19 protein-coding genes are annotated in these 18402 nt (G+C 62.9%); 10 read left to right on the top strand and 9 right to left on the bottom strand.

Features of this window, described 5'->3' with window-relative positions; translation table 11 throughout:
• The first annotated feature begins 54 nt into the window (after window positions 1–54).
• Window positions 55–510 carry a carboxymuconolactone decarboxylase family protein gene (locus tag NKJ94_RS15495; RefSeq protein ID WP_023720025.1) on the top strand — a complete coding sequence of 152 codons (456 nt, stop codon included), beginning with the start codon at window positions 55–57 and terminating at the stop codon, window positions 508–510.
• Between the two features lie 42 nt (window positions 511–552).
• Here NKJ94_RS15495 and NKJ94_RS15490 read toward each other — a convergent pair whose 3' ends face one another.
• Window positions 553–1461 (bottom strand): LysR family transcriptional regulator, encoded by a 909-nt coding sequence (locus NKJ94_RS15490; RefSeq protein ID WP_352526151.1) that lies wholly within the window; start codon window positions 1459–1461, stop codon window positions 553–555.
• A 126-nt stretch (window positions 1462–1587) separates the two neighbouring features.
• On the opposite strand from NKJ94_RS15490, the gene NKJ94_RS15485 reads away from it, so the two are divergent.
• The 4 genes from NKJ94_RS15485 to NKJ94_RS15470 all read left to right on the top strand — a co-directional run bounded on the left by NKJ94_RS15485 (window position 1588) and on the right by NKJ94_RS15470 (window position 4259).
• Window positions 1588–2091, top strand: coding sequence for a nuclear transport factor 2 family protein (locus NKJ94_RS15485; RefSeq protein ID WP_352526149.1), 504 nt, complete (start codon window positions 1588–1590; stop codon window positions 2089–2091).
• Window positions 2092–2186: 95 nt separating this feature from the next.
• Complete coding sequence (locus NKJ94_RS15480) at window positions 2187–3134, top strand: alpha/beta hydrolase (RefSeq protein ID WP_352526147.1); 948 nt, start codon at window positions 2187–2189, stop codon at window positions 3132–3134.
• The gene (locus tag NKJ94_RS15475) at window positions 3131–3628 is read left to right on the top strand and encodes a nuclear transport factor 2 family protein (RefSeq protein ID WP_352526145.1); all 498 of its coding nucleotides are present in this window, start codon (window positions 3131–3133) and stop codon (window positions 3626–3628) included. Before NKJ94_RS15480 ends, NKJ94_RS15475 begins: the two co-directional genes overlap by 4 nt.
• A 184-nt stretch (window positions 3629–3812) precedes the next feature.
• The gene (locus NKJ94_RS15470) at window positions 3813–4259 is read left to right on the top strand and encodes a nuclear transport factor 2 family protein (RefSeq protein WP_352526143.1); all 447 of its coding nucleotides are present in this window, start codon (window positions 3813–3815) and stop codon (window positions 4257–4259) included.
• A 55-nt stretch (window positions 4260–4314) separates the two neighbouring features.
• Here NKJ94_RS15470 and NKJ94_RS15465 read toward each other — a convergent pair whose 3' ends face one another.
• Together NKJ94_RS15465 and NKJ94_RS15460 are read right to left on the bottom strand one after the other, a co-directional pair.
• Window positions 4315–4746 carry a cupin domain-containing protein gene (locus NKJ94_RS15465; RefSeq protein WP_352526142.1) on the bottom strand — a complete coding sequence of 144 codons (432 nt, stop codon included), beginning with the start codon at window positions 4744–4746 and terminating at the stop codon, window positions 4315–4317.
• A gap of 72 nt (window positions 4747–4818) precedes the next feature.
• Complete coding sequence (locus NKJ94_RS15460) at window positions 4819–5655, bottom strand: AraC family transcriptional regulator (RefSeq protein ID WP_352526141.1); 837 nt, start codon at window positions 5653–5655, stop codon at window positions 4819–4821.
• A gap of 90 nt (window positions 5656–5745) precedes the next feature.
• On the opposite strand from NKJ94_RS15460, the gene NKJ94_RS15455 reads away from it, so the two are divergent.
• The gene (locus NKJ94_RS15455) at window positions 5746–6930 is read left to right on the top strand and encodes a M20 aminoacylase family protein (RefSeq protein WP_352526140.1); all 1185 of its coding nucleotides are present in this window, start codon (window positions 5746–5748) and stop codon (window positions 6928–6930) included.
• Between the two features lie 117 nt (window positions 6931–7047).
• Here the strand turns inward: NKJ94_RS15455 and NKJ94_RS15450 are convergent, their stop codons facing one another.
• From NKJ94_RS15450 to NKJ94_RS15430, 5 genes are all read right to left on the bottom strand, one after another.
• Window positions 7048–9270 carry a xanthine dehydrogenase family protein molybdopterin-binding subunit gene (locus tag NKJ94_RS15450; RefSeq protein WP_352526139.1) on the bottom strand — a complete coding sequence of 741 codons (2223 nt, stop codon included), beginning with the start codon at window positions 9268–9270 and terminating at the stop codon, window positions 7048–7050.
• The gene (locus tag NKJ94_RS15445; protein ID WP_352526138.1) at window positions 9267–10256 is read right to left on the bottom strand and encodes an FAD binding domain-containing protein; all 990 of its coding nucleotides are present in this window, start codon (window positions 10254–10256) and stop codon (window positions 9267–9269) included. Before NKJ94_RS15445 ends, NKJ94_RS15450 begins: the two co-directional genes overlap by 4 nt.
• Window positions 10253–10738, bottom strand: a complete 486-nt coding sequence (locus tag NKJ94_RS15440; protein WP_352526136.1) for a (2Fe-2S)-binding protein — start codon at window positions 10736–10738, stop codon at window positions 10253–10255. The genes NKJ94_RS15445 and NKJ94_RS15440 overlap by 4 nt, the downstream gene beginning before the upstream one ends.
• Window positions 10739–11120: 382 nt before the next feature.
• Entirely contained in the window at window positions 11121–12248 is a 1128-nt protein-coding gene (locus NKJ94_RS15435; RefSeq protein ID WP_352526135.1) for an NAD(P)/FAD-dependent oxidoreductase, read from the bottom strand.
• Window positions 12249–12312: 64 nt separating this feature from the next.
• Window positions 12313–13314: an SIS domain-containing protein gene (locus tag NKJ94_RS15430; protein ID WP_352526134.1), complete on the bottom strand. Its 1002-nt coding sequence runs from the start codon at window positions 13312–13314 to the stop codon at window positions 12313–12315.
• A gap of 102 nt (window positions 13315–13416) precedes the next feature.
• Here NKJ94_RS15430 and NKJ94_RS15425 point away from each other — a divergent pair, with 102 nt between their 5' ends.
• From NKJ94_RS15425 to NKJ94_RS15410, 4 genes are all read left to right on the top strand, one after another.
• On the top strand, window positions 13417–14283 hold the full coding sequence (locus NKJ94_RS15425) for a PfkB family carbohydrate kinase (protein WP_352526133.1): 867 nt from the start codon (window positions 13417–13419) through the stop codon (window positions 14281–14283).
• Window positions 14284–14440: 157 nt separating this feature from the next.
• On the top strand, window positions 14441–15277 hold the full coding sequence (locus NKJ94_RS15420; RefSeq protein ID WP_352526131.1) for an ABC transporter substrate-binding protein: 837 nt from the start codon (window positions 14441–14443) through the stop codon (window positions 15275–15277).
• 79 nt (window positions 15278–15356) lie between these two features.
• A complete protein-coding gene (locus NKJ94_RS15415; RefSeq protein ID WP_352526130.1) occupies window positions 15357–16886 on the top strand; it encodes an amino acid ABC transporter permease/ATP-binding protein in 1530 nt (509 codons plus the stop codon).
• Between the two features lie 110 nt (window positions 16887–16996).
• Window positions 16997–18106: a LacI family DNA-binding transcriptional regulator gene (locus tag NKJ94_RS15410; RefSeq protein WP_352526129.1), complete on the top strand. Its 1110-nt coding sequence runs from the start codon at window positions 16997–16999 to the stop codon at window positions 18104–18106.
• Here the strand turns inward: NKJ94_RS15410 and NKJ94_RS15405 are convergent.
• The gene (locus NKJ94_RS15405) at window positions 18087–18377 is read right to left on the bottom strand and encodes a hypothetical protein (protein WP_352526128.1); all 291 of its coding nucleotides are present in this window, start codon (window positions 18375–18377) and stop codon (window positions 18087–18089) included. The two genes, NKJ94_RS15410 and NKJ94_RS15405, sit on opposite strands and share 20 nt — an antisense overlap.
• Window positions 18378–18402: the final 25 nt, after the last annotated feature.

The raw sequence follows: 18402 nt of genomic DNA, 5'->3' as shown, positions 1-18402 counted from the left end.
ACAAACCGAAAGCCGAATGTCCGGCTTGCGAAGACACGCGTGAAGGAGACCATTATGCAAGCACGATTGAAAAACCCGGTGATGCTCATTCCCGGCGCCCTGCAGGCGCTGCTCGCTTTGGACAAGTCGACGGAAACGGCTGACCTGTCCTATGTGACGCGCAAGCTCGTCCATTTGCGCGCCAGTCAGATCAACGGATGCAGTGTCTGTATCGATATGCATGCGCGCGAATTGAAGAAGGCCGGTGAAAAGGATGAGCGCGTCTTCACCGTGTCCGCCTGGCGGGAAACACCTTATTTCACCGACGCCGAACGCGCTGCGCTGGCGCTGACCGAGGCGGCAACCCGGTTGGCCGACCGGCCGGACCCGGTGCCGGATGCGGTCTGGGATGAAGCCGCCCGGCACTATGACGAAAAGGCGCTTGCCGCCCTGGTCGTCCAGATTGCCCTGATCAACGCATTCAACCGGCTCAACGCAACTACCAGGCAGATGGTCGGCGCCTGGGGCTGAGCGGGTCTTGGCTCGTGCTGTGGCGGTTCTCGCAACGCCACATCAGATCCGCAACTTGTGAGAATTCGCGCGCACGAAGTCGATGAAGGCCCGCAGCTTCGGTGGTACGAGGCGGCGGCTGGGATAATAGAGATGAAGCGGCTCGTAAGCTGGACAGAAAGACTCCAGCACCTTGACCAGCGCGCCTGAGGCGAGAAGCGGCGCGGCGAGGCCTTCGACCGCGAAGGCGAGGCCAAGCCCTTGCGCGGCGGCGGTAATGCACAGCGGAAGCGTGTTCACGACCAGACATGCGTCCGGCGTGAATGCGACTTCGCGTCCATCTACCGTGAACTCCCAGGGCGAAATCGCGCGGGTGCGGGTGAGGGCGAATGCGATGCAGCGATGAGCGGCGAGGTCGGCCGGCCGCTTCGGCGTGCCGTTGCGCGCCAGATAATCAGGGCTCGCCACCACGACCATCTGCAGGGGCCGGCCCAGACGCGCGCCGATCATATCTTTTTCGAGAAGCTCGCCGATGCGCAGGCCGGCGTCGAAGCCCTCGGCGGCAATGTCGACGAAGCTGTCGTCGAAGATCAGATTGAGCCGCACTTCGGGATAAGCATCCATGAACGGCCGCATCAGCGGCTCGATCAGCAGCGGAGCGGCGATCCACGGCAGGCTGAGCCGCAGTGTTCCGGCGGGACGATCGCGGCTCTCGCGCAGAGCCGCACCAGCCGCCCAGATGTCTTCGGCTGCCGGGCGCACACGGTCGAGGTATTGGGCACCTGCTTCGGTCAAGCCAACGCTGCGGGTCGTGCGGTTGAGAAGCCGCACTCCCAGACGCTCCTCGAGCCCCTTGACGGCCTCGCTCAACGAGGCCGGAGCGACGCCGAGCTCGGCGGCGGCGCGGGTGAAGCTTTTGGCCTCTGCAACCCTGACGAAGGCGACGATGCCGCTGAACTGGTCGAGGCGCATTGTAAGGACTTTCCAAATAGCCCTGTCGAACTCTACGGGTTTTTCCGGCGAACAAAAAGCCTCATGTTGGGCTCGACGAATGCGCCTCGCTGTTGCGATGGCTCGAATAGTCAAGGAGACAGGACCATGACCAGGCTCGCTTCGCTCGCCGCAGGCGCTCTCTTGGCGGTGTCTGCCGCCTCAGCGAATGGCGGCCCGCAGGAAGACAGCAATATCCAACTCGTCAAGGACTACTACGCAGCCTACGCGACCGGGAACCCGGAGGCCGTGCGGCCCTTCCTCGCGCCCGACATCGTGTGGCGCATTCCCGGCCATCATCCGCTCGCCGGCGACAAGCGCGGGCCGGACGAGGTGGTCGCCTTCTTCCGTGGCTTGGCCGACGGCAAGTTCAAGGCCGAGCCGATCTTCTTCCAGGCGCAAGGCGACCTCGTCGTCGACATTCATCGCGGCTGGTCGAATGTCGGCTCAGGTCCCGAGATCGACCAGCTCTACGCGCTGATGTTTCGCATCAAGGACGGCAAGATCGCCGAGGCACAGAATTTTTTGACCGACATGTACCAGTCGGACGCCTTCCACTGGGCGCATTACCCGCTGAAGCCGTTGCCCGGCCGACTGGCCGGTGAGCGCTGAGAAGGTGGCTTTTCCGATTCGATTGCGCCCCGCTTCGCTCGAAACCAAGGGTGACTCCAATGCTCAAAACCCTCACACTTGCCGCAGCAATAACCGTGGCGCTCGCCGCCTCCAATGCCGTCGCCGCACCGCGCGTCAAGCGCGTCATTTTCGCCTCGCACGGTGAGCAGATCGTCGGCGAGCTCTATCTGCCAGAGGATCTGGACGCGGCGAAACCTCGGCCCGCCCTGGTCGTGACCGGCGCCTGGATGACGGTGAAGGAACAAATGCCGGCCCGCTACGCCCGCGAGATGGCCGATCGTGGGTTCGTCGCCTTGACCTTCGATTTTCGCGGCTGGGGTGAAAGCGGCGGCGTGCGCCGCCAGTACGAGGACCCCAACGCCAAGATCGCCGACATCGAAGCGGCGGCCGCATATCTCGCGACCCGGCCCGAGACCGATCAGGACCGCATCGGCGGGTTCGGGATTTGCGCCAGCTCCGGCTATATGGTCACCGCCGCGGCCGAAAACGCCGCGATCAAGTCGGTCGCCCTCGTTGCGCCCTGGTTGCAGGATGCCGAAGTGGTCGAGCAGACCTATGGCGGCAGGGACGGCATCGCCAGGCTTGAGGCCGCGGGCGACGCGGCCGCGGCCGAGTATCGCCGCACCGGCAGACAGGCGTTCTTGCCCGCCGCGAGCCTGACCGACGAGCGCGCGATCATGTTCAAGGTGCCTTATTACACCCAGCCCGATCGCGGCATGATCCCGGCCTGGCGCAATGAGGCCGATCCGGCCTTCTGGCGCGGCTGGCTGACGTTCGACGCGATCCAGGCGGCTCCGCGCCTGCATCAGCCCTTTCTGATGGTGCATAGCGAGGCGGCTGCCATCCCGCAGGGTGCGCACAAATTCTACGCGCGGCTGACCAGTTCCAAGCAGGAGCTGTGGCTCGACAAGGTCACTCAGTTCGATTTCTACGATCGTGCCGCGCCGGTGAAGGCGGCGAGCGATGCCGTCGCCGCGCACTTCCGCGCGACGCTGGGCGGTGCAGGGGAGGCGGGACAATGAGCCTCGTCACCCGGCGGCATATCTTCGCCTCAGCAGTGTCCGCGACGATGATTTCCGCTGTTTCGGCGCCCGCCTTGAGCGCCTCGGGAGATGCGTTGACGGCCGAAGACAGGATCGCGATCGCCGAGGCAATTTCCGGGATCGGCCTCTATGCCGACCTGCGTGAATGGGGCCGGGTCAAATCCTATTTTGCGGCCCGCGTTACGACCGACTATACGAGCCTTTTCGGCGGCGAGGTGGCGATCAGCGACCGCGACGCGCTGATCGCCCAATGGCAAGGGCTGCTGCCGGGCTTCGACGCCACCCAGCATCTCATCACCAACATCACTGTCGACGGCGGGGATAACAATGCGGTTGCACGCAGCCATGTCCGCGCAACCCACTGGATCGGCGCCCGGTTCTGGACGGTGGGCGCCAGCTATCTCCACCGGCTGGTGCGGACGCCGGAAGGTTGGCGCGTCAATGCCATCTCCATCCGCCCCTTGTACGAGTAGGGGGATCGAGCCGTGCTGGCCGCCGCTGCCGACCGGGCGAATGCGAAGGCTAAGTGAGCATTCGGATCTGCATGCCCAGCCGCATGGCGAGGTCGCTCGGAGTACCATCAAGGCGAATATGATCGGAATGTCGGGGCAGGCTTGGCGCATGCGGCATTAGTGCCGCCAACCGCGGAGACAAGACATGACCCTTTCACTGCAGGAGGTTTCGGATCGGCTTGAGATCGAACAGCTGTTTGTTCGCTATTGCTACGCCGTGGACGATCGCGACTGGGAAGCCTATCGGAAAATATTCACGCCCGATGCCGTGCTTGACGACATTGTAACAGGTGGAATCAGGAGCGGTGTGGATGAGCATGTTGCTTACATGAAGGGCGCCCTCTCGAAGATATTGATCTCGCAGCACGCCATTTCGACAATCCTTCTTGATCTCCGAGGGGATGAGGCCAGCGCGCGCGTGCATTGTTCATGCCCGATGGTGGTCGACCTCGGCGCAGGCAAAAAGCAGGTCTTCTTCCAAGGGCTCTGGTATCGCGACCGCGTCGTGCGCACGCCCGAGGGCTGGCAGATCAGTGAACTCGTCGAGGAAGGCTATTGGAATCATAATTTGCCGGAGGGGTTCGCGTTCTGATGTCTGTGACGCGCTGTACTGGATCCCCCACGGACGCTGTGTTCAGAACTGACAATTACTGGCGCAACACCGTGTTTTTGGTGCCTTCTTCGACCTGATCGATGACCAGCAGCTTGACCGGATCGGCGCCGACATTGGTCGCTTGATGCCACTGCCCGATCATCTCCACGATGAAGTCGCCGGTCTGATAGGTAGTGCTCTTGCCGGTCTCGACATTGGTGACCTGAAGCGTGCCGGCCTCGACATAGGCATAGCGGGGAAATGGATGCTTGTGGACCGGCAAGGTCGCGCCCGGCGCGATCTCATAGGCCGAGACCAGGACCTGCACGTCCTTCTGCGGCAGCGTGATCGGCTGGCCGGACGCAGTCTCGGTGCGGGAGGCAAGCGGCGATACGACGACCGGCGTGCCGCTGCTGTCCAGCGCCTGGGCAGCCCTTGCCGACAGCACTGCCGCGAGCAACAGCGTCGATGCCAAGATTTTTCGCATGATTCCCCCCACCGAGCTGCGTCAGCATTGCGCAGCAAGCATTGGCGCGCAAGCTTGTCTGTTCAGGAGCGCCTAGCCTGCTCTTCTGAACATGCCCGGCGTCATGCCCCGCGCGGCCCGGAACGTACGGGAAAGATGGCTCTGGTCGGCGAAACCTGCCGCCATGGCGGCGTCGGCGAGGCCAAATCCCTGTTCGATCAGCGCGCTCGCCCGGCGCAATCTCCGGTCACGGATATAGGCCGCCGGCGTGAGGCCGATCGCCTTGTTGAAGTCCCGGATGACCTGGAACCGGGTCACGCCAGCCGCGCCGGCAAGCCGCTGAAGGTCGAGTTGCGAGCCAAGCTCGCCCTCCACGAGTTCCCGGTAGAGCGAGAACCTGCGTCGCGATCCGGAGTGTTCAATCTCTTCGGCCTGGCCGGTCGGGTCGCCATGACCAACAATGAGCCGCTTCAGTGCACCGAGCAGGGATGTTTCGGACGTCACTGCGTCACGGGATGTCGAGCCCTGATGTGCTGCCATCAACGCTGCGGCGAGAGCGCAGTCTTCGATGATCGCGCGTGAAAAAACCGGAGCGCCATCCCGGCCCAACTCGCGGGCGATCGCCGTCATCAGCGGCACCGAAGGATAAAAGGTCCGGTAACCCCAGCCTTCATCCGCACCGCGTTCGCCGTCATGCCACTCCTCGGGGTTGACGACGGCAATGGCGCCTGCCGGGGCGAGAACGCTTTGGCGTCCGATGCGAATACGCTCGCAGCCGGAGGTGATCAGGGCGATCACATAGGTCGGGTGCGTGTGCAAGTCGTAACGGTGCCGGGTGAAGCGCGCCTCGAACAGGCCAAGGTCGGGAAAGCACGGATGGCGCCAGTATTTCCCGGTCTCTGCCGCTTGCACGTCTTTCGTCTTAGCCATGGTCAATCCGGTTCAAGACGCCTCTCGTCCGGCTTTTTATGGTGGCAGGATCAAACCACGCCGTCCTTTGCCGGCATGGAAGGAGGTATCATGCATAATGACCCCATCGCCGCGCTGACACCAGAGGTCGTAGGCTGGCGGCACCATATTCATGCCAATCCCGAGCTCGGATTCAAGGAGTACGAAACGGCACGTTTCGTTGCAGAGAAACTGCGCTCGTTCGGCGTCGACGAAGTCCATGAGGGGATCGGCAGCACCGGGGTCGTCGGTGTCTTGCGCAGCGGTAGCGGCGCGCGCGCCATCGGCCTTCGCGCCGAGCTGGACGCACTTCCGGTGCTGGAGAAAACCGGCGTGCCCTATGCTTCGAGGAGAGAGGGCGTGATGCACGCCTGCGGCCATGATGGCCACACCGCCATGCTGCTCGGCGCCGCCAAGTTGCTCGGTGAGTCGCGCAACTTCGACGGCACCGTCACTTTCGTCTTTCAGCCGGCCGAGGAAAACGAGGGCGGCAGTATGCGCATGATCGAAGACGGCCTGTTCAAACGCTTCCCGGTCGAGGCGGTCTATGCGGTCCACAACTGGCCGGGCGTCAGGCTGGGAACGATCGCCGCCCGCGTCGGACCGCAGATGGCGGCCGTCGACAATTTCGAGCTGACTTTCGAGGGTTTTGGCGCCCACGTCGCCATGCCGCAGCTCGGCGATGATCCGATCCTGGCCGCGGGCGCCTTCGTGCAAGCCGTCCAGCGCATTGTCAGCCGTTCGGTCGACCCACAATCCGCGCTGGTCGTCAGTCTCACGCAGATCCATGGCGGCAATGTCGGCAACATCGTGCCGGGCAAGGTCTGGCTGCAAGGCACCTGCCGCTTCTTCGAGCCCGGACTTTCCGACCACTGCGAGACGCTGATCGGCGAGATCGCACAAGGCATCGCCGCCGCGCATTCGCTCAGGGCAAGGCTCGATTACCGGAAGGGCTACCCGTCGCTGATCAACACGGCGGACGCGACGGCCCGCACCATCGAGGCGGCGGCATCCGTCGTCGGCCGGGAGAATGTCTTGACCGCGTTCAGCCCGAGCCTTGGCTGCGAGGATTTCGCTTTCATGATCCGCGACGCCGGCGGCTGCTACGCGTGGATCGGCGCCGGCGAGGTCGGCCCGGGGGAAGGCCTGCACGGCGACCGCTACGTCTTCAACGACGAGATCGTGCCGACGGTGATGCGCTACTACGTCAATCTGGTCGAGCAGACGCTTTCCGGGAAGGCGCCTGAGATGGGGTGAAGACCATTTGTCTGGAAGGCCGCCAATATTCCTAAGCCTCGGCGAGCCCATTCAACGCAGAGGACATATCCACCAGCTCAAGACCCGCTATCGCAGGGCAATAGCGGGCCTAGTCCTTCACAGCAGTTTTTCCGGCGTGATCGGCAACTCCCGGATTCGCTTGCCTGTAGCGTCGAAGACGGCATTGGCCACCGCTGCGGCAACGCCGGTGGCGCCGAGCTCGCCGATGCCCTTGCCGCCAATCGGGCTTGCATGCTCGTCCACCTCGTCGACGAAGTGGATTATGATATCGCCGGGAATGTCGGCGTTGACCGGAATGGCGACCCCGGAAAGGTTCTTCGACAGGAACCGTCCAAGCACTGGTTCGTGCCTGCTCTGCTCCATCGCCGCCATGCCCCATCCCCAGATGATGCCGCCCGTCATCTGGCTGCGTGCGGTGCGGGGATTGACGATACGGCCGGCGCTGTAGCTGCCGATCGCGCGACGAAGCCTGAGCAGGCCGAGCCCCGGATCGACGCCGACCTCCATGAAGATCGCGCCGAAAGTGCGCATCGCAAGGCCTTTGCCATACTGCGCCGGATCGAACGAGCCGGAGCCGATGATCTCGCCGATGTCGGTATGACTCATCACGTCGGCGATCGTCTGACCGCCGGCAGCGCCCCTGCGGCGAATATGGCCGTTTTGCATCTCCACTTCGTCCGGCAGCAGATTGGCAAGACGGGCAAGCTGCGAACGTGCATCTTCGGCGGCGGCGAGCACTGCCGCGCCTACCCCCATCGTCGATGATGAGCCATAGGTCGGCCCCGCCTCCGGCAGCTGTGTATCGCCCATTTCCAAGCCCACCTTCTCCATCGGCAGGCCCAGCACGTCCGCCGCGATCTGCGGAAAGATGGTGAGTGTTCCGGTTCCTATGTCCTGGGTGCCGGTGCGGATGAGCACCGTGCCGTCCCTGCGCAACCTGACTTCGGCCGCAGGTGTCGGGTTGCGAAAACAGCCCATGCTGCAGGTCGCCATGCCATAGCCGATCAGCCAATCGCCATCGCGTTGCGGATTGCGCGGCCGCTCGCGCCAGCCGAACAGGCGGGCGCCTTCCTCATAAGCTTCGCGCAGCTTCTTTGACGACCAGGGCTGGCCCGTTGCCGGATCCGTATCCGCATGGTTGACCAGACGCAGGTCGAGCGGATCGATGCCGAGGCGGTGAGCGAGCTCGTCCATCGCGCTTTCGAGCGCCCAGGTGCCCGGACCCTCGACCGGCGCGCGCATCGGCGTCGGCATGGCGACGTTTGCGCGCTCCACGCGCTGGCTGAGACGCATGGCCGGCGTGGCGTAGAGACCCTTCGAGGCTTCGGTGGCGAACTCGACGAAATCGTCGCTCACGGTGGTCAGGTTGACCACGTCCTGTTGCACGGCGGTCAGCTTGCCCGACCTGTCCGCTGCCAGCACGATCTTCTGTGCCATGCGCGGCTGGTAACCGAGGCAGGAATAGGCATCGGCACGGCTGAGCGCCAGCCTGACCGGCCGCTCCATAATACGCGCCGCGGCGGCGGCCAGCACCTGATGCGGCCAGATCCACCCCTTGCCGCCGAAGCCGCCGCCGGTATGGCGGGAAATCACGCGGACCTTCTCGGCCGGCATATTCATGCGGGCGGCAAGCACCTGGCGGACACCATAGACGTGCTGCGTGGCGTCGTGCAGCGTCAGCTCTCCGTCGTTCCACTCGGCGAGCGTTGCCGAGGGCTCCATGGCGTTGTGATGGCGCGACGGTTGCAGGTAGACGGCTTCGACCGTGGCGGCCGCTTTCGCAATCCCGCCGTCGACATCACCTTTCGAAAACGTCGGCTCCAGGAACAGAAAGCCGCTCTCCCTTGGCTCGACAGCAGCCTTGTCGATGGCGGTCCACTCCGGCCGTGTCGGCAACTCCGGCTCGGCGAACTGGTAGCGCAACGCGACGCGGCGGGCTCCGGCCTCCGCCGCCTCCAACGTCTCGCCCAGCACAATGGCAAGCGGCTGGCCCTCGTGACGTATCTCGTCGCTCTGCATGGGCATGAAGCTCTGCGCCGCCGGCGGTCCTTCGGCCTGTTGCATGTCCGTATCGGGTTCGGCCCTTGGCGATGCGAACTGGCCGAATTTGGGCATGTCCTCATGCGTGAGCACACGCACGACACCTTCCTCGGCGAGCGCGTCGTCGACAATGATCGACGTCACGCGGCCGACGGGAACGGGCGCGGTCACCAGCACTGCATAGAGCAGATCGGGGGTGGAATAGTCGGCCGCATAGCGGGCGCGGCCGGTAACCTTGACGCCGCCGTCGGGGCGGGCAACTGGCTGGCTGATCGTCATGACGGCATCCTCGCTGCTTTTTCGATCGCCCGCAAAGCGGCGGTCTTGGCCAGTTCGACCTTGTAGGCGTTCTGCGATAAGGGACGCGCTTCGGCGAAGGATTGCGCGATGGCGGCGCTCAGGGCCTCGCGATCGCCGATTTCGGCACCGGCGAGCCGCTCCTCGGCGGCGCTCAGGCGCCACGGCCGCAACGCGACGGAACCCAGCGCCAGGCCAGCCCGACGGATGGTTCGGCCGTCCATCTCCAGCACCGCGGCGGCGGAGACGATGGCATATTCGTAGGATTCGCGCTCGCGTACCTTTAGATAGGCCGATCGCGGCGCCGGTGCCGGCAGCTCGATTGCCGTGACCAGTTCGCCTTGCTGCAACACATTGTCTGCCTCGGGCCGCGAGTCGGGAAGCAGGTGGAATTCCGCTGCCGGAATGCGCCGGCCGCCGCTGCGGTGCGCGGTGACGATGACCGCATCAAGTGCTGCCAGCGCCACCGCCGGGTCGGATGGCTGGGTGGCGACGCAATCCTCGGTCCAGCCGAATATTGCGTGATTGTCGTTGATGCCATGCAATGCCGAGCAGCCGGAGCCGAGCTCACGTTTGTTGCATGGCAGCTGCTCTTCGGCGCGGAAATAAGCGCAGCGTGTCTTCTGCAGCAGATTGCCGCCTATCGTTGCGAGGTTTCTCAACTGCGGCGACGCCGCGTTGAGGATCGCCTGGCTCAATACGGGATAGTCGCGCATCACCAGCGCATGCTGCGCGACATCGTTGAGATGCGTCAGCGCGCCGATCTTCAAGCCGCTGCCGGGCAGTGCCTCGATCTGATCCAGCCCATCCAGGCGGGAGATGTCGATGATCCGCGTCGGCTCGGCAATTCCAAGGCGCAGCCAGTTGAGCAATTCGGTGCCGCCGGCGAGAAAGGCGCTGTCCGGCGCTGCACCGGCCGCGATCGTTTCGCCCAGGCTATCGGCGCGCGCATAGACGAATGGGGTCATTGGGCTGCCCTCCCAGCCGCTGCGCGCACCGCCTCGACGATCTGCGGATAGGCCGAGCAGCGGCACAAATTGCCGCTCATCCACTCGCGGATCTCCGCGTCGGAGCCGGTATGCCCTTCCTCGATCAGCGCCGCCGCCGACATCACCTGTCCGGGCGTGCAGAATCCGCACTGGAAACCATCATGATCGATGAACGCCTGCTGCACGGGATGAAGCGCATCGCCGTTTGCCAGGCCTTCGATCGTCGTGACCTCGCGTCCGTCGGCGGACACGGCAAATATCATGCAGGCATTCACACGCCGTCCGTCGAGATGCACGGTGCAGGCGCCGCACTCGCCGAAATTGCATCCCTTTTTCGTTCCGGTCAGATGAAGCCGCTCGCGCAACAGGTCGAGCAGCGTGACGCGGGGATCGAGATCGGAAAGGGTGTGGTCCTCTCCGTTCACCCGCAACCTCAGTAGGTGCCGATCGTGGAAGTTCATTGGGGGTACCTCGAGTGCACATGCCGTCCTAGCCACATGGACTCGTCCAGCAAGCAGCCGCCCACCTTCGAGGCGAAATAGGGCGGTGGATTTCGGGGGAAAGGCGCTGCCGGTCCCGGAAGGCAAAAAACGCGTGCGTTTGAGATCCGCAGCGGAAAGGCTCCGAATGCCGCGCCGCCGGAAATCGGGGCCGCCGCCTCCGTCGTCGGCCGAGAGAGCGTTTCGACCGAGTTCATGCCGAGCCTCGGCTGCGAGGATTTCGACTTCATGACCAGCGAGGCGGGCGGCTGGCGCCGGCGAGGTCGGCCCCGGCGAAGGCCTGCTGCGTAGCGCGCCAACGCCGCAAAAAGTGCACTGTCACCGCAATTCCTGGAGCGGCTTTTCAGCCGAAACGGTTCACGCGGAAGCTATTAAGCATGGGATGCGGGTTGCTGGAGGCGATCTCCCTCGCAAGCAACTCACCAGCGATGAGTCCGAGCGTGGCGCCGCTGTGGCTGAAGGCGACGTATACGCCGGTGACAGCCTCGACGGCGCCAAGCACAGGCTCGCCATCGCCGGGGATCGGCTTCGGGCCGACGGCATAGCCGTTGAGTTGGAGCCGGGGATTGCCGTCGAGCACGGCACTGGCTTCGTCGAGTAGCCTTAGGACGGTTTCATCACGAATGGTGTAGGAGCCGTCGGGATTGACGACGACTTCCTCTTCCGACCATGCCGAGTCCAAGACCAGTGCGCCGTCGGGCGTTGGACGCACGGCCACGCGCGGCGTGTTCAGCACCGCGCGGAGAGCGATCTTGATCGGTCTGGTCTTTACGAGCAATGAGATCGGCGTGGCGTCGGGCAGATGAACGCCAATTTCGGCGAGCATGGCAGGCGTGGCGGGCCCAACGGCAAGTAGCACCGCATCGGCGTCAATCAGCTGCCCCCCGGCAGTGACGACGCCACGCGCGCGACCACCTGTGGCATCGATCCGCACGCGCCCGGCGTCCTGAAGGAGCTTGCCGCCGCGGGAGCGGAATTCATTGAGCAGCAGATCGATCAGGGAGGGCAGGTCAACCCATCCTTCGCCAGGATTGAAGATGGCGCCCTGCGGGGTGATTGCATTGGCATTGACGCCGGGCGTCACTGCGCCGACTTCGGCGGGGCCGAGCAGAAGCGCGTCATAACCGATATCCTGCTCCAGCTGCCAGATCGACGCGATCTGGTTCGCCTCATCATCCGCATCCCAGGTGAGGCCTCCGTCAAAGCGAAGCCACGACGCGGTTTCCGGCCTTGTGGCGGCCAGGGTCCGATAACGGTCGATACCCGCAAGCCTCAAGCGGTGATAGGCGGTGTCCGCGCGTCGCGCTGAGTTCAGCCAGGAAAGTGAACGGCCGGATGCACCGTTGGCCGGCGCGCCGTCGTTGACAATGGTTACATCAAAGCCAAGACGAGCGAGGTGCAACGCGGACGAGATGCCGAAGATGCCTGCGCCGACAACGACGACATGGCGCGACTTTGGGGATGCAGTCATAGAGAAATCCTTCTGCGCAGAAGACGGGCTGGGAGTTGCTAGATCGCTGCAGAGCGCGGCGGAACTAGTAGTCCGTTAGCTTCTTCATGTAGCGCCGGCCCTCAAGCATCGGCCGGCCGCGCAGACCGGCCAGCTCGTAGGCAAAACGCCATAGAGTGTCGAAGAAGACCAGGGGTACGAGATAGGGTTTTATGTGATTGGACATACCGCTGAGGTCGAGTTCCGCTCCATCGAGCACCAGGGTGTTTTCCCGGCTGCCGTACTTGAAAAGGAAGTCGCAGGCGCGTTCCGCGAGGCGCCTCGTTTCGTCCAAGCCCAACATCACGACGAAGCCGGCATCCTTGTCCACCACCTCAAAGGGGCCATGGAAAAACTCGTTGGCGTGTATGGCCTGCGAGTCGTACCACTGCATCTCCATCAACACGCAGATGGCGTAGGAATAGGCCGCGCCATAGCTGGCACCGCTGGCAAGTGTGTAGATCGCCTTGCGCGGCGCGAAACGGGGTGCAAAGGCCCGAAACCGGTCGGCATAGATCCGGTGCGCACTATCGATGGCCGGGCGAAGATGGCTCAGGCTCATCAGCAGGTCGGCGGTTAGCTTGGCATTCTCCCGAGCATCGATCAGGCCAGCGAGCAACATGTAGAGCACGCCGTAATTGCTGTAGGCCGCATCGATTGCTTTGCCCGTCGTGTAGGATGCCTGGTAGGCCACCGGGTGGTCGACCGCCCGCGCGAGGGGCGATGTTTGGTCGAGTGTCATGGCGATTGTCGTTGCGCCTCGGTGTTTTGCATGATTGGCCGCCCGCACGGTCTCCGTGGTGGTTCCTGTCTGCGAGCAAAGGACAACGAGGGTGTCAGGCCCCAACCGCTTCGGATCTCGGCAGACGAACTCATCCGCGTTGTAGATGTCGCAGGGGAATGCGCCACTGTAGCGGTCGACGAAGTACTTGCCTGCCATCATGATTGAGAGCGAGCCGCCGCACGCCACGAGAAATAGGTGCGAAAAGTGCCTGCCCGCCGTAGCGGTCAGAGCGCGTTCTATGTCGGCGGGCAGGGCGGAAATCATGAGCTTCCTCATCTCGTTGGCAAAGCTTGGGCCGGGGTCACAATTGACAGACAGTGGTGATTGTGCGAACGTTATCACATTCTTTAAACTGAAAGTCATGCAATGGTCAAGATTGCCGCGATGGGCGATAACGTGGTCGATTGTTATCTTGCTCGCGGCGAGATGTTTCCCGGAGGAAATTGCCTCAATGTCTCGGTCTATGTGAGCCGCTTCGGCGGGCAGTCGGCCTATGTTGGAGCGATCGGCAAAGACCGGGCCGGGGACCTGATCTGCACTGCACTGGCGTCGGAACGCGTGGACGTCACCCGATTGCGTCGCCTCGAAGGGTCGACCGCCTACTGCCTCATAGGTCACCGAAACGCTGATCGGATTTTCCTGGACTTCGACCTCGGCGTCTCGATGTTCACGCCAACGCAAGAAGATCTGGATTTTCTCTCGGGCTTTCAGGCCGTCCACATCGGCCAATCCAGCGGGTTAGACCCGTGGGTTGCCGCGGTATCGAGTAAATCCCTGTTATCTTACGATTTTTCTACACGGCGGGAGCCGGGGCACCGGCGCGAGATTGGGCGCTATTGCTATCTGGCCTCCGTCTCGGGCGACGGTCTCAACGACGATAAATTGGCTGCAATCGTATCCGAACTGCTTGCATGTGGTTCAAAATGGGTTCTGGTGACTCGAGGTCGAGCTGGCGCGGTGCTTCACAGCGACACCGTCTCCTACAGCACCCCGGCGCGGCTGATCGAACCCGTCGACACCTTGGGCGCGGGCGACACCTTCATCGCCAGAACGCTATTCGGCCTGCTCAGGGAAGAGGCGCCTCAGGACATCCTCGGTCATGCCGCGGAGGCAGCGGCCGCTACCTGCCGGTACTACGGGGCGATTGGCCATGCGACAGCAATCGACATAGGGAAGATGACGCCGGAGATCCTCCGAGGAACTCGGCACGTGCAATACGGAAAAACCGTCTAGGCGCGAAATTCTCCGGAACAATTGACGCGAGAAATGGACAATGCTAAATGAAGTGATAACGTTCTCATTCATACTGAGCGCCGCCTAAGAGCGTTTTGATGGATGAGACGTCGAGTGGGATCGCAGGCCGGTTTGGCCAATCGTAAGAGGAGAAGACATGCAAACGAATTCGAGCAGGCGCCAACTGGTGAAATCCGGTCTGGCGCTGACTATCGCGCTGGTGACAGGACTTGGCACGTTGGCCTCGTCAACACAGGCAAAAGCGGCCGACAACCCCTACAACCTCATCGACCCGACGGTGATCAGCGTCGGAACCATGGGCGATGCGAAACCCTACGTCTTCACCGACGCCAACGGTAACTTCACGGGCTTCGACGCTGAACTCTTCCGCGACGTAGCGCGCCGGCTCGGGTTCAAGGAAGAGCAGGTCGTTTTCACCGGCCAGGAATTCTCGGCGCTGCTGCCATCCGTCGCCAACGGCCGCTTCGACGTCGCTGTCGCCGCCATTGGCACGACCGCGGAGCGCAAGAAGACCGTGGATTTTGGCGACAGCTATCTCGCCGGCTACCTGTCGATCATTTCGGCTGATCCGGCTCTGACGAGCAATGAGAGCACCGCCGGAAAGCGCATCGGCGTGATCCAGGGAACGCTGCAGGAAATCTATGCCGAGAAGAATCTGAAGGGCGACATCGTCAAATTCCCCGACAACAACACCGCGGTGGCGGCGCTGAACAACGGCACGATCGATGGCCATTTCACCGACTATGAGTCGGCCAAGCAGTATGTAGAACGCTATAAGAACCTGAAGATAACAATGAACGTGCCGTCCTTCGATGCGCCCGCCGGGTTTGTTGTCAAGAAAGGCAACGACGCCTTCCGCGAGGCGCTGAACAAGGCGCTGCGCGAGGCCATGGACGACGGCACCTGGAAGCGGCTGCACGAAAAATGGTTCCCTGGCACCCCGATGCCGAATCAATATCTGCCGAAGAAGTAAATTCGCGCGACTTCGTTATAATTTTTTCCGGCCGGGCCCGTGAGCAACGGTGCCCGGCCGAGTTATAGATGGACTTGATATGAGCTGGTTCGATACCTTCTCGCGCAGCTTCCTTGATTTCCAGGCGATGGCAGAAGTTCTGCCAAACATGGTCATGGTCGGCCTCAAGAACACCCTGATCCTGGCCCTTGCCTCGACGTTTTTCGGGACGCTGATCGGTATCGTCCTCGCCGTCATGGGGATTTCCGAAAACCGGCCGCTGAAACTCCTTGCCCGGGTCTACACCGATATCTTTCGCGGGCTTCCCGCCATTGTCACGATCCTGATTATTGGCCAAGGCTTCGCGCGGTTGGGCCGAGATCTGTTCGGTCCATCGCCTTATCCGCTGGGCATTCTGGCACTCAGCCTGATTGCCGGCGCCTACATCGGAGAGATTTTTCGCGCCGGCATTCAGAGCGTCGAGCGTGGTCAGATCGACGCCACCCGCACTCTCGGAATGACGTATGGCCAAGGCATGCGCCTGGTGGTGATCCCGCAAGGCATCCGCCGCGTCCTGCCTGCACTGGTCAACCAGTTCATCGGCAACGTCAAGGATTCCAGCCTGGTCTATTTCCTTGGCCTTCTCGCCTCCGAACGCGAACTGTTCCGCGTCGGCCAAGACCAGGCCGTGCTGACCGGCAACTTGTCACCGCTCTTGCTGGCCGGCGTGTTCTATCTCGTGATCACGGTGCCGCTGACCCACCTCGTCAATTACATCGACGCTCGCATGCGCGTCGGCAAACGTATCACCGCTGTGCAGAGCGGCCTCAAGGAAGTCGCCGAGCTTGCCGAAGCCGTCGTGCCGGGCGCAGCGAAGTTGCCCGCAGCGGCGCCCACGCGCTTCAAGGGCGGTGGCATTGAGGTCAAGAATATCGATATGGCCTACGGCGCCGTCCAAGTTCTTCATGACGTTAGTCTGAAAGTGGAGCCCGGGACCGTCACCTGCCTCATCGGGCCGTCCGGCTCGGGCAAGTCGACCTTGCTGCGTTGCCTCAACCGCCTCGTAGAGTGTCGAGCCGGTGACATTCTACTTGATGGCGAAAGCATCTACAAACAGACCCCTGACCAACTCCGGCGGCGCGTCGGCATGGTTTTCCAGCAGTTCAATCTGTTCCCCGACCGCAGCGCGCTCGCCAACATCACCCTGGCGCTGCGCAAAGTAAAACGCATGTCGCGCGAGGAGGCTGAGGGCGCGGCCTTAGCGAGGCTGCATGAAGTCGGACTGCTGGAGCGCAAAGACCATCGGCCGGCCAATCTCTCGGGTGGGCAACAGCAGCGGGTAGCCATCGCGCGCGCCCTGGCCCTCGAACCCGAGGTTATGCTGTTCGACGAAGTCACCAGTGCGCTAGACCCTGAATTGGTCAAAGGTGTCCTGAACTTGATGGCCGATCTCGGTCGGGGCGGGATGACGATGGTGGTCGTTACGCACGAGATGAACTTCGCTCGCAAAGTCGCGAACCAAGTCGTATTCATGGACGAGGGCCGAATCGTCGAGGCAGGACGACCAGAGGACCTTTTCGACAATCCGCAGAGTCCACGTCTTCGGCGCTTTCTGTCAGAGGTGCTGTGATTGCAATGGTGTGCGCAACGGCGGGTGCTGCGGTGTTCGGCCTTGCGGGGCGGGCTTAACTGCCGCTAGGTCGCCGTCACAACGCGCGCATGGGCGGCGGGGCTTGCTGAGTGACCCAAAGATCGTCGAAAAACGCAACTATCATAGAGGTCGCTCGCCGGGCCGGGGTGAGTTCCGCCACCGCGGGGCGTGTGCTTGGTGACTACGGCTATAGCAGCCCCGAGGTTCAGGAGAAGGTGCGCGCCGCAGCAGTTGCGCTGGGCTACCGCCCCAATCGCCTGGCCAAAGGTCTGATCACTGGTAAGACGCAGACTATCGGAGTTGTAGTCGGCGACATCGAAAGCCCATTCTACGCGAGCGTGCTGCGCGGAATAGGGGATGTCGCGCGCCGTGGCGGCTTCGGGGTTATCGTTACGAATAGTGACGAAAATGCCGAACTCGAGCGAGAGGCCGTGCAGCTGCTGTTGGAAAAGCAGGTCGACGGGTTGATCGTCTCATCGACCTTCGTGGACAAGCCGGATCATCTTCGTGAGGCAGTCGCGGCCCGCTGTCCCGTCGTGCAGTTCGATCGCATCGTGGCGGGCCTGGAAACCGATTCGGTCGTGGTCGACAACGTTTCTGTAACGCGTAGCAGCATCGCGGCCATGATCGCCGCCGGACACAGCCGCATCGGAATATTGGCGGAACTCGGGCCGGGCCAACGCTATGATGTTGGCTCCTTTGTGGCGAACGTTGATCTCTCCAGCTCGGATGTTCGCTACCATCATCCAAGCTGGCAACGGTTGCTGGGTTATCTCGAAGCCCATCGTGCCGCAGGCATCGAACCGGATCTGCGGTTAATCCGCCGCGTGGCGGTCTATTCTAGCGAGGCAGCGCGCAAGGAGGCGCTCGATCTGCTGACAATGCGCGATGCACCGTCCGCTCTGTTTACTGCCGATGGTGTGATGTCGACAGGCGTCCTGGAGGCGACTTCCGCACTGAAGCTTGCGATTCCAGGCGACGTTTCGCTGCTTTGCTTCGACGATCTCGACTGGATGCAGTTCGTGGCCCAAGGTATCACAGCCATCGCGCAGCCAGCGCATTTGATCGGGGCGGCGGCGGCGGAGCTTCTCTTGAAGAGGCTAGCGGAGGCCACGATACCTTTCGAGCACAGTGTCCTCGCGGCCCGCCTGGTGGAGCGTAATTCGATAGCGGCCCATCTCAACCGCGAGGCCGTCTGATCCGGCAGCGACGATGCTCCGGGCTGCGGTTGAAGCTGAAGCCGAAATTGCCTCTGAAAGCGACGTTGCCGCTTCCGCGGCCGAACACGACCCGGGCCTTTGTGGGGCGCTGATAATACAGAACCTGGCTCTGCGAGTCGCAGATCGACGCGCCGTCGCGCCACCCGATGCGGTCGAGCAGCTCCGGTATTTCAGCGGTGGCGATCACCTGGCTGGCAACGACGTCGGACGGGGCTGCCACTGTCGGCTGTCGCAAACGAAGCGTCGCCACGTTCAAGCTCCCTGGGCGTCGATAA

Origin of the sequence: Mesorhizobium sp. M0060 (assembly GCF_040323155.1) — a bacterium.
Lineage (GTDB): Bacteria > Pseudomonadota > Alphaproteobacteria > Rhizobiales > Rhizobiaceae > Mesorhizobium.
The sequence above is the reverse complement of the archived record's forward strand: the minus strand, read 5'-3'. Positions and strand labels throughout refer to the sequence as shown.

Excerpts from the sequence above, each read along its gene's own strand:
- NKJ94_RS15470 (WP_352526143.1), top strand. The coding sequence starts at position 3,813 with ATGACCCTTTCACTGCAGGAGGTTTCGGATCGGCTTGAGATCGAACAG.
- NKJ94_RS15475 (WP_352526145.1), top strand. The coding sequence starts at position 3,131 with ATGAGCCTCGTCACCCGGCGGCATATCTTCGCCTCAGCAGTGTCCGCG.
- NKJ94_RS15430 (WP_352526134.1), bottom strand. The coding sequence starts at position 13,314 with ATGATTTCCGCCCTGCCCGCCGACATAGAACGCGCTCTGACCGCTACG.
- NKJ94_RS15490 (WP_352526151.1), bottom strand. The coding sequence starts at position 1,461 with ATGCGCCTCGACCAGTTCAGCGGCATCGTCGCCTTCGTCAGGGTTGCA.
- NKJ94_RS15495 (WP_023720025.1), top strand. The coding sequence starts at position 55 with ATGCAAGCACGATTGAAAAACCCGGTGATGCTCATTCCCGGCGCCCTG.
- NKJ94_RS15440 (WP_352526136.1), bottom strand. The coding sequence starts at position 10,738 with ATGAACTTCCACGATCGGCACCTACTGAGGTTGCGGGTGAACGGAGAG.
- NKJ94_RS15455 (WP_352526140.1), top strand. The coding sequence starts at position 5,746 with ATGCATAATGACCCCATCGCCGCGCTGACACCAGAGGTCGTAGGCTGG.
- NKJ94_RS15435 (WP_352526135.1), bottom strand. The coding sequence starts at position 12,248 with ATGACTGCATCCCCAAAGTCGCGCCATGTCGTCGTTGTCGGCGCAGGC.
- NKJ94_RS15450 (WP_352526139.1), bottom strand. The coding sequence starts at position 9,270 with ATGACGATCAGCCAGCCAGTTGCCCGCCCCGACGGCGGCGTCAAGGTT.
- NKJ94_RS15460 (WP_352526141.1), bottom strand. The coding sequence starts at position 5,655 with ATGGCTAAGACGAAAGACGTGCAAGCGGCAGAGACCGGGAAATACTGG.
- NKJ94_RS15415 (WP_352526130.1), top strand. The coding sequence starts at position 15,357 with ATGAGCTGGTTCGATACCTTCTCGCGCAGCTTCCTTGATTTCCAGGCG.
- NKJ94_RS15465 (WP_352526142.1), bottom strand. The coding sequence starts at position 4,746 with ATGCGAAAAATCTTGGCATCGACGCTGTTGCTCGCGGCAGTGCTGTCG.
- NKJ94_RS15485 (WP_352526149.1), top strand. The coding sequence starts at position 1,588 with ATGACCAGGCTCGCTTCGCTCGCCGCAGGCGCTCTCTTGGCGGTGTCT.
- NKJ94_RS15420 (WP_352526131.1), top strand. The coding sequence starts at position 14,441 with ATGCAAACGAATTCGAGCAGGCGCCAACTGGTGAAATCCGGTCTGGCG.
- NKJ94_RS15445 (WP_352526138.1), bottom strand. The coding sequence starts at position 10,256 with ATGACCCCATTCGTCTATGCGCGCGCCGATAGCCTGGGCGAAACGATC.
- NKJ94_RS15425 (WP_352526133.1), top strand. The coding sequence starts at position 13,417 with ATGGTCAAGATTGCCGCGATGGGCGATAACGTGGTCGATTGTTATCTT.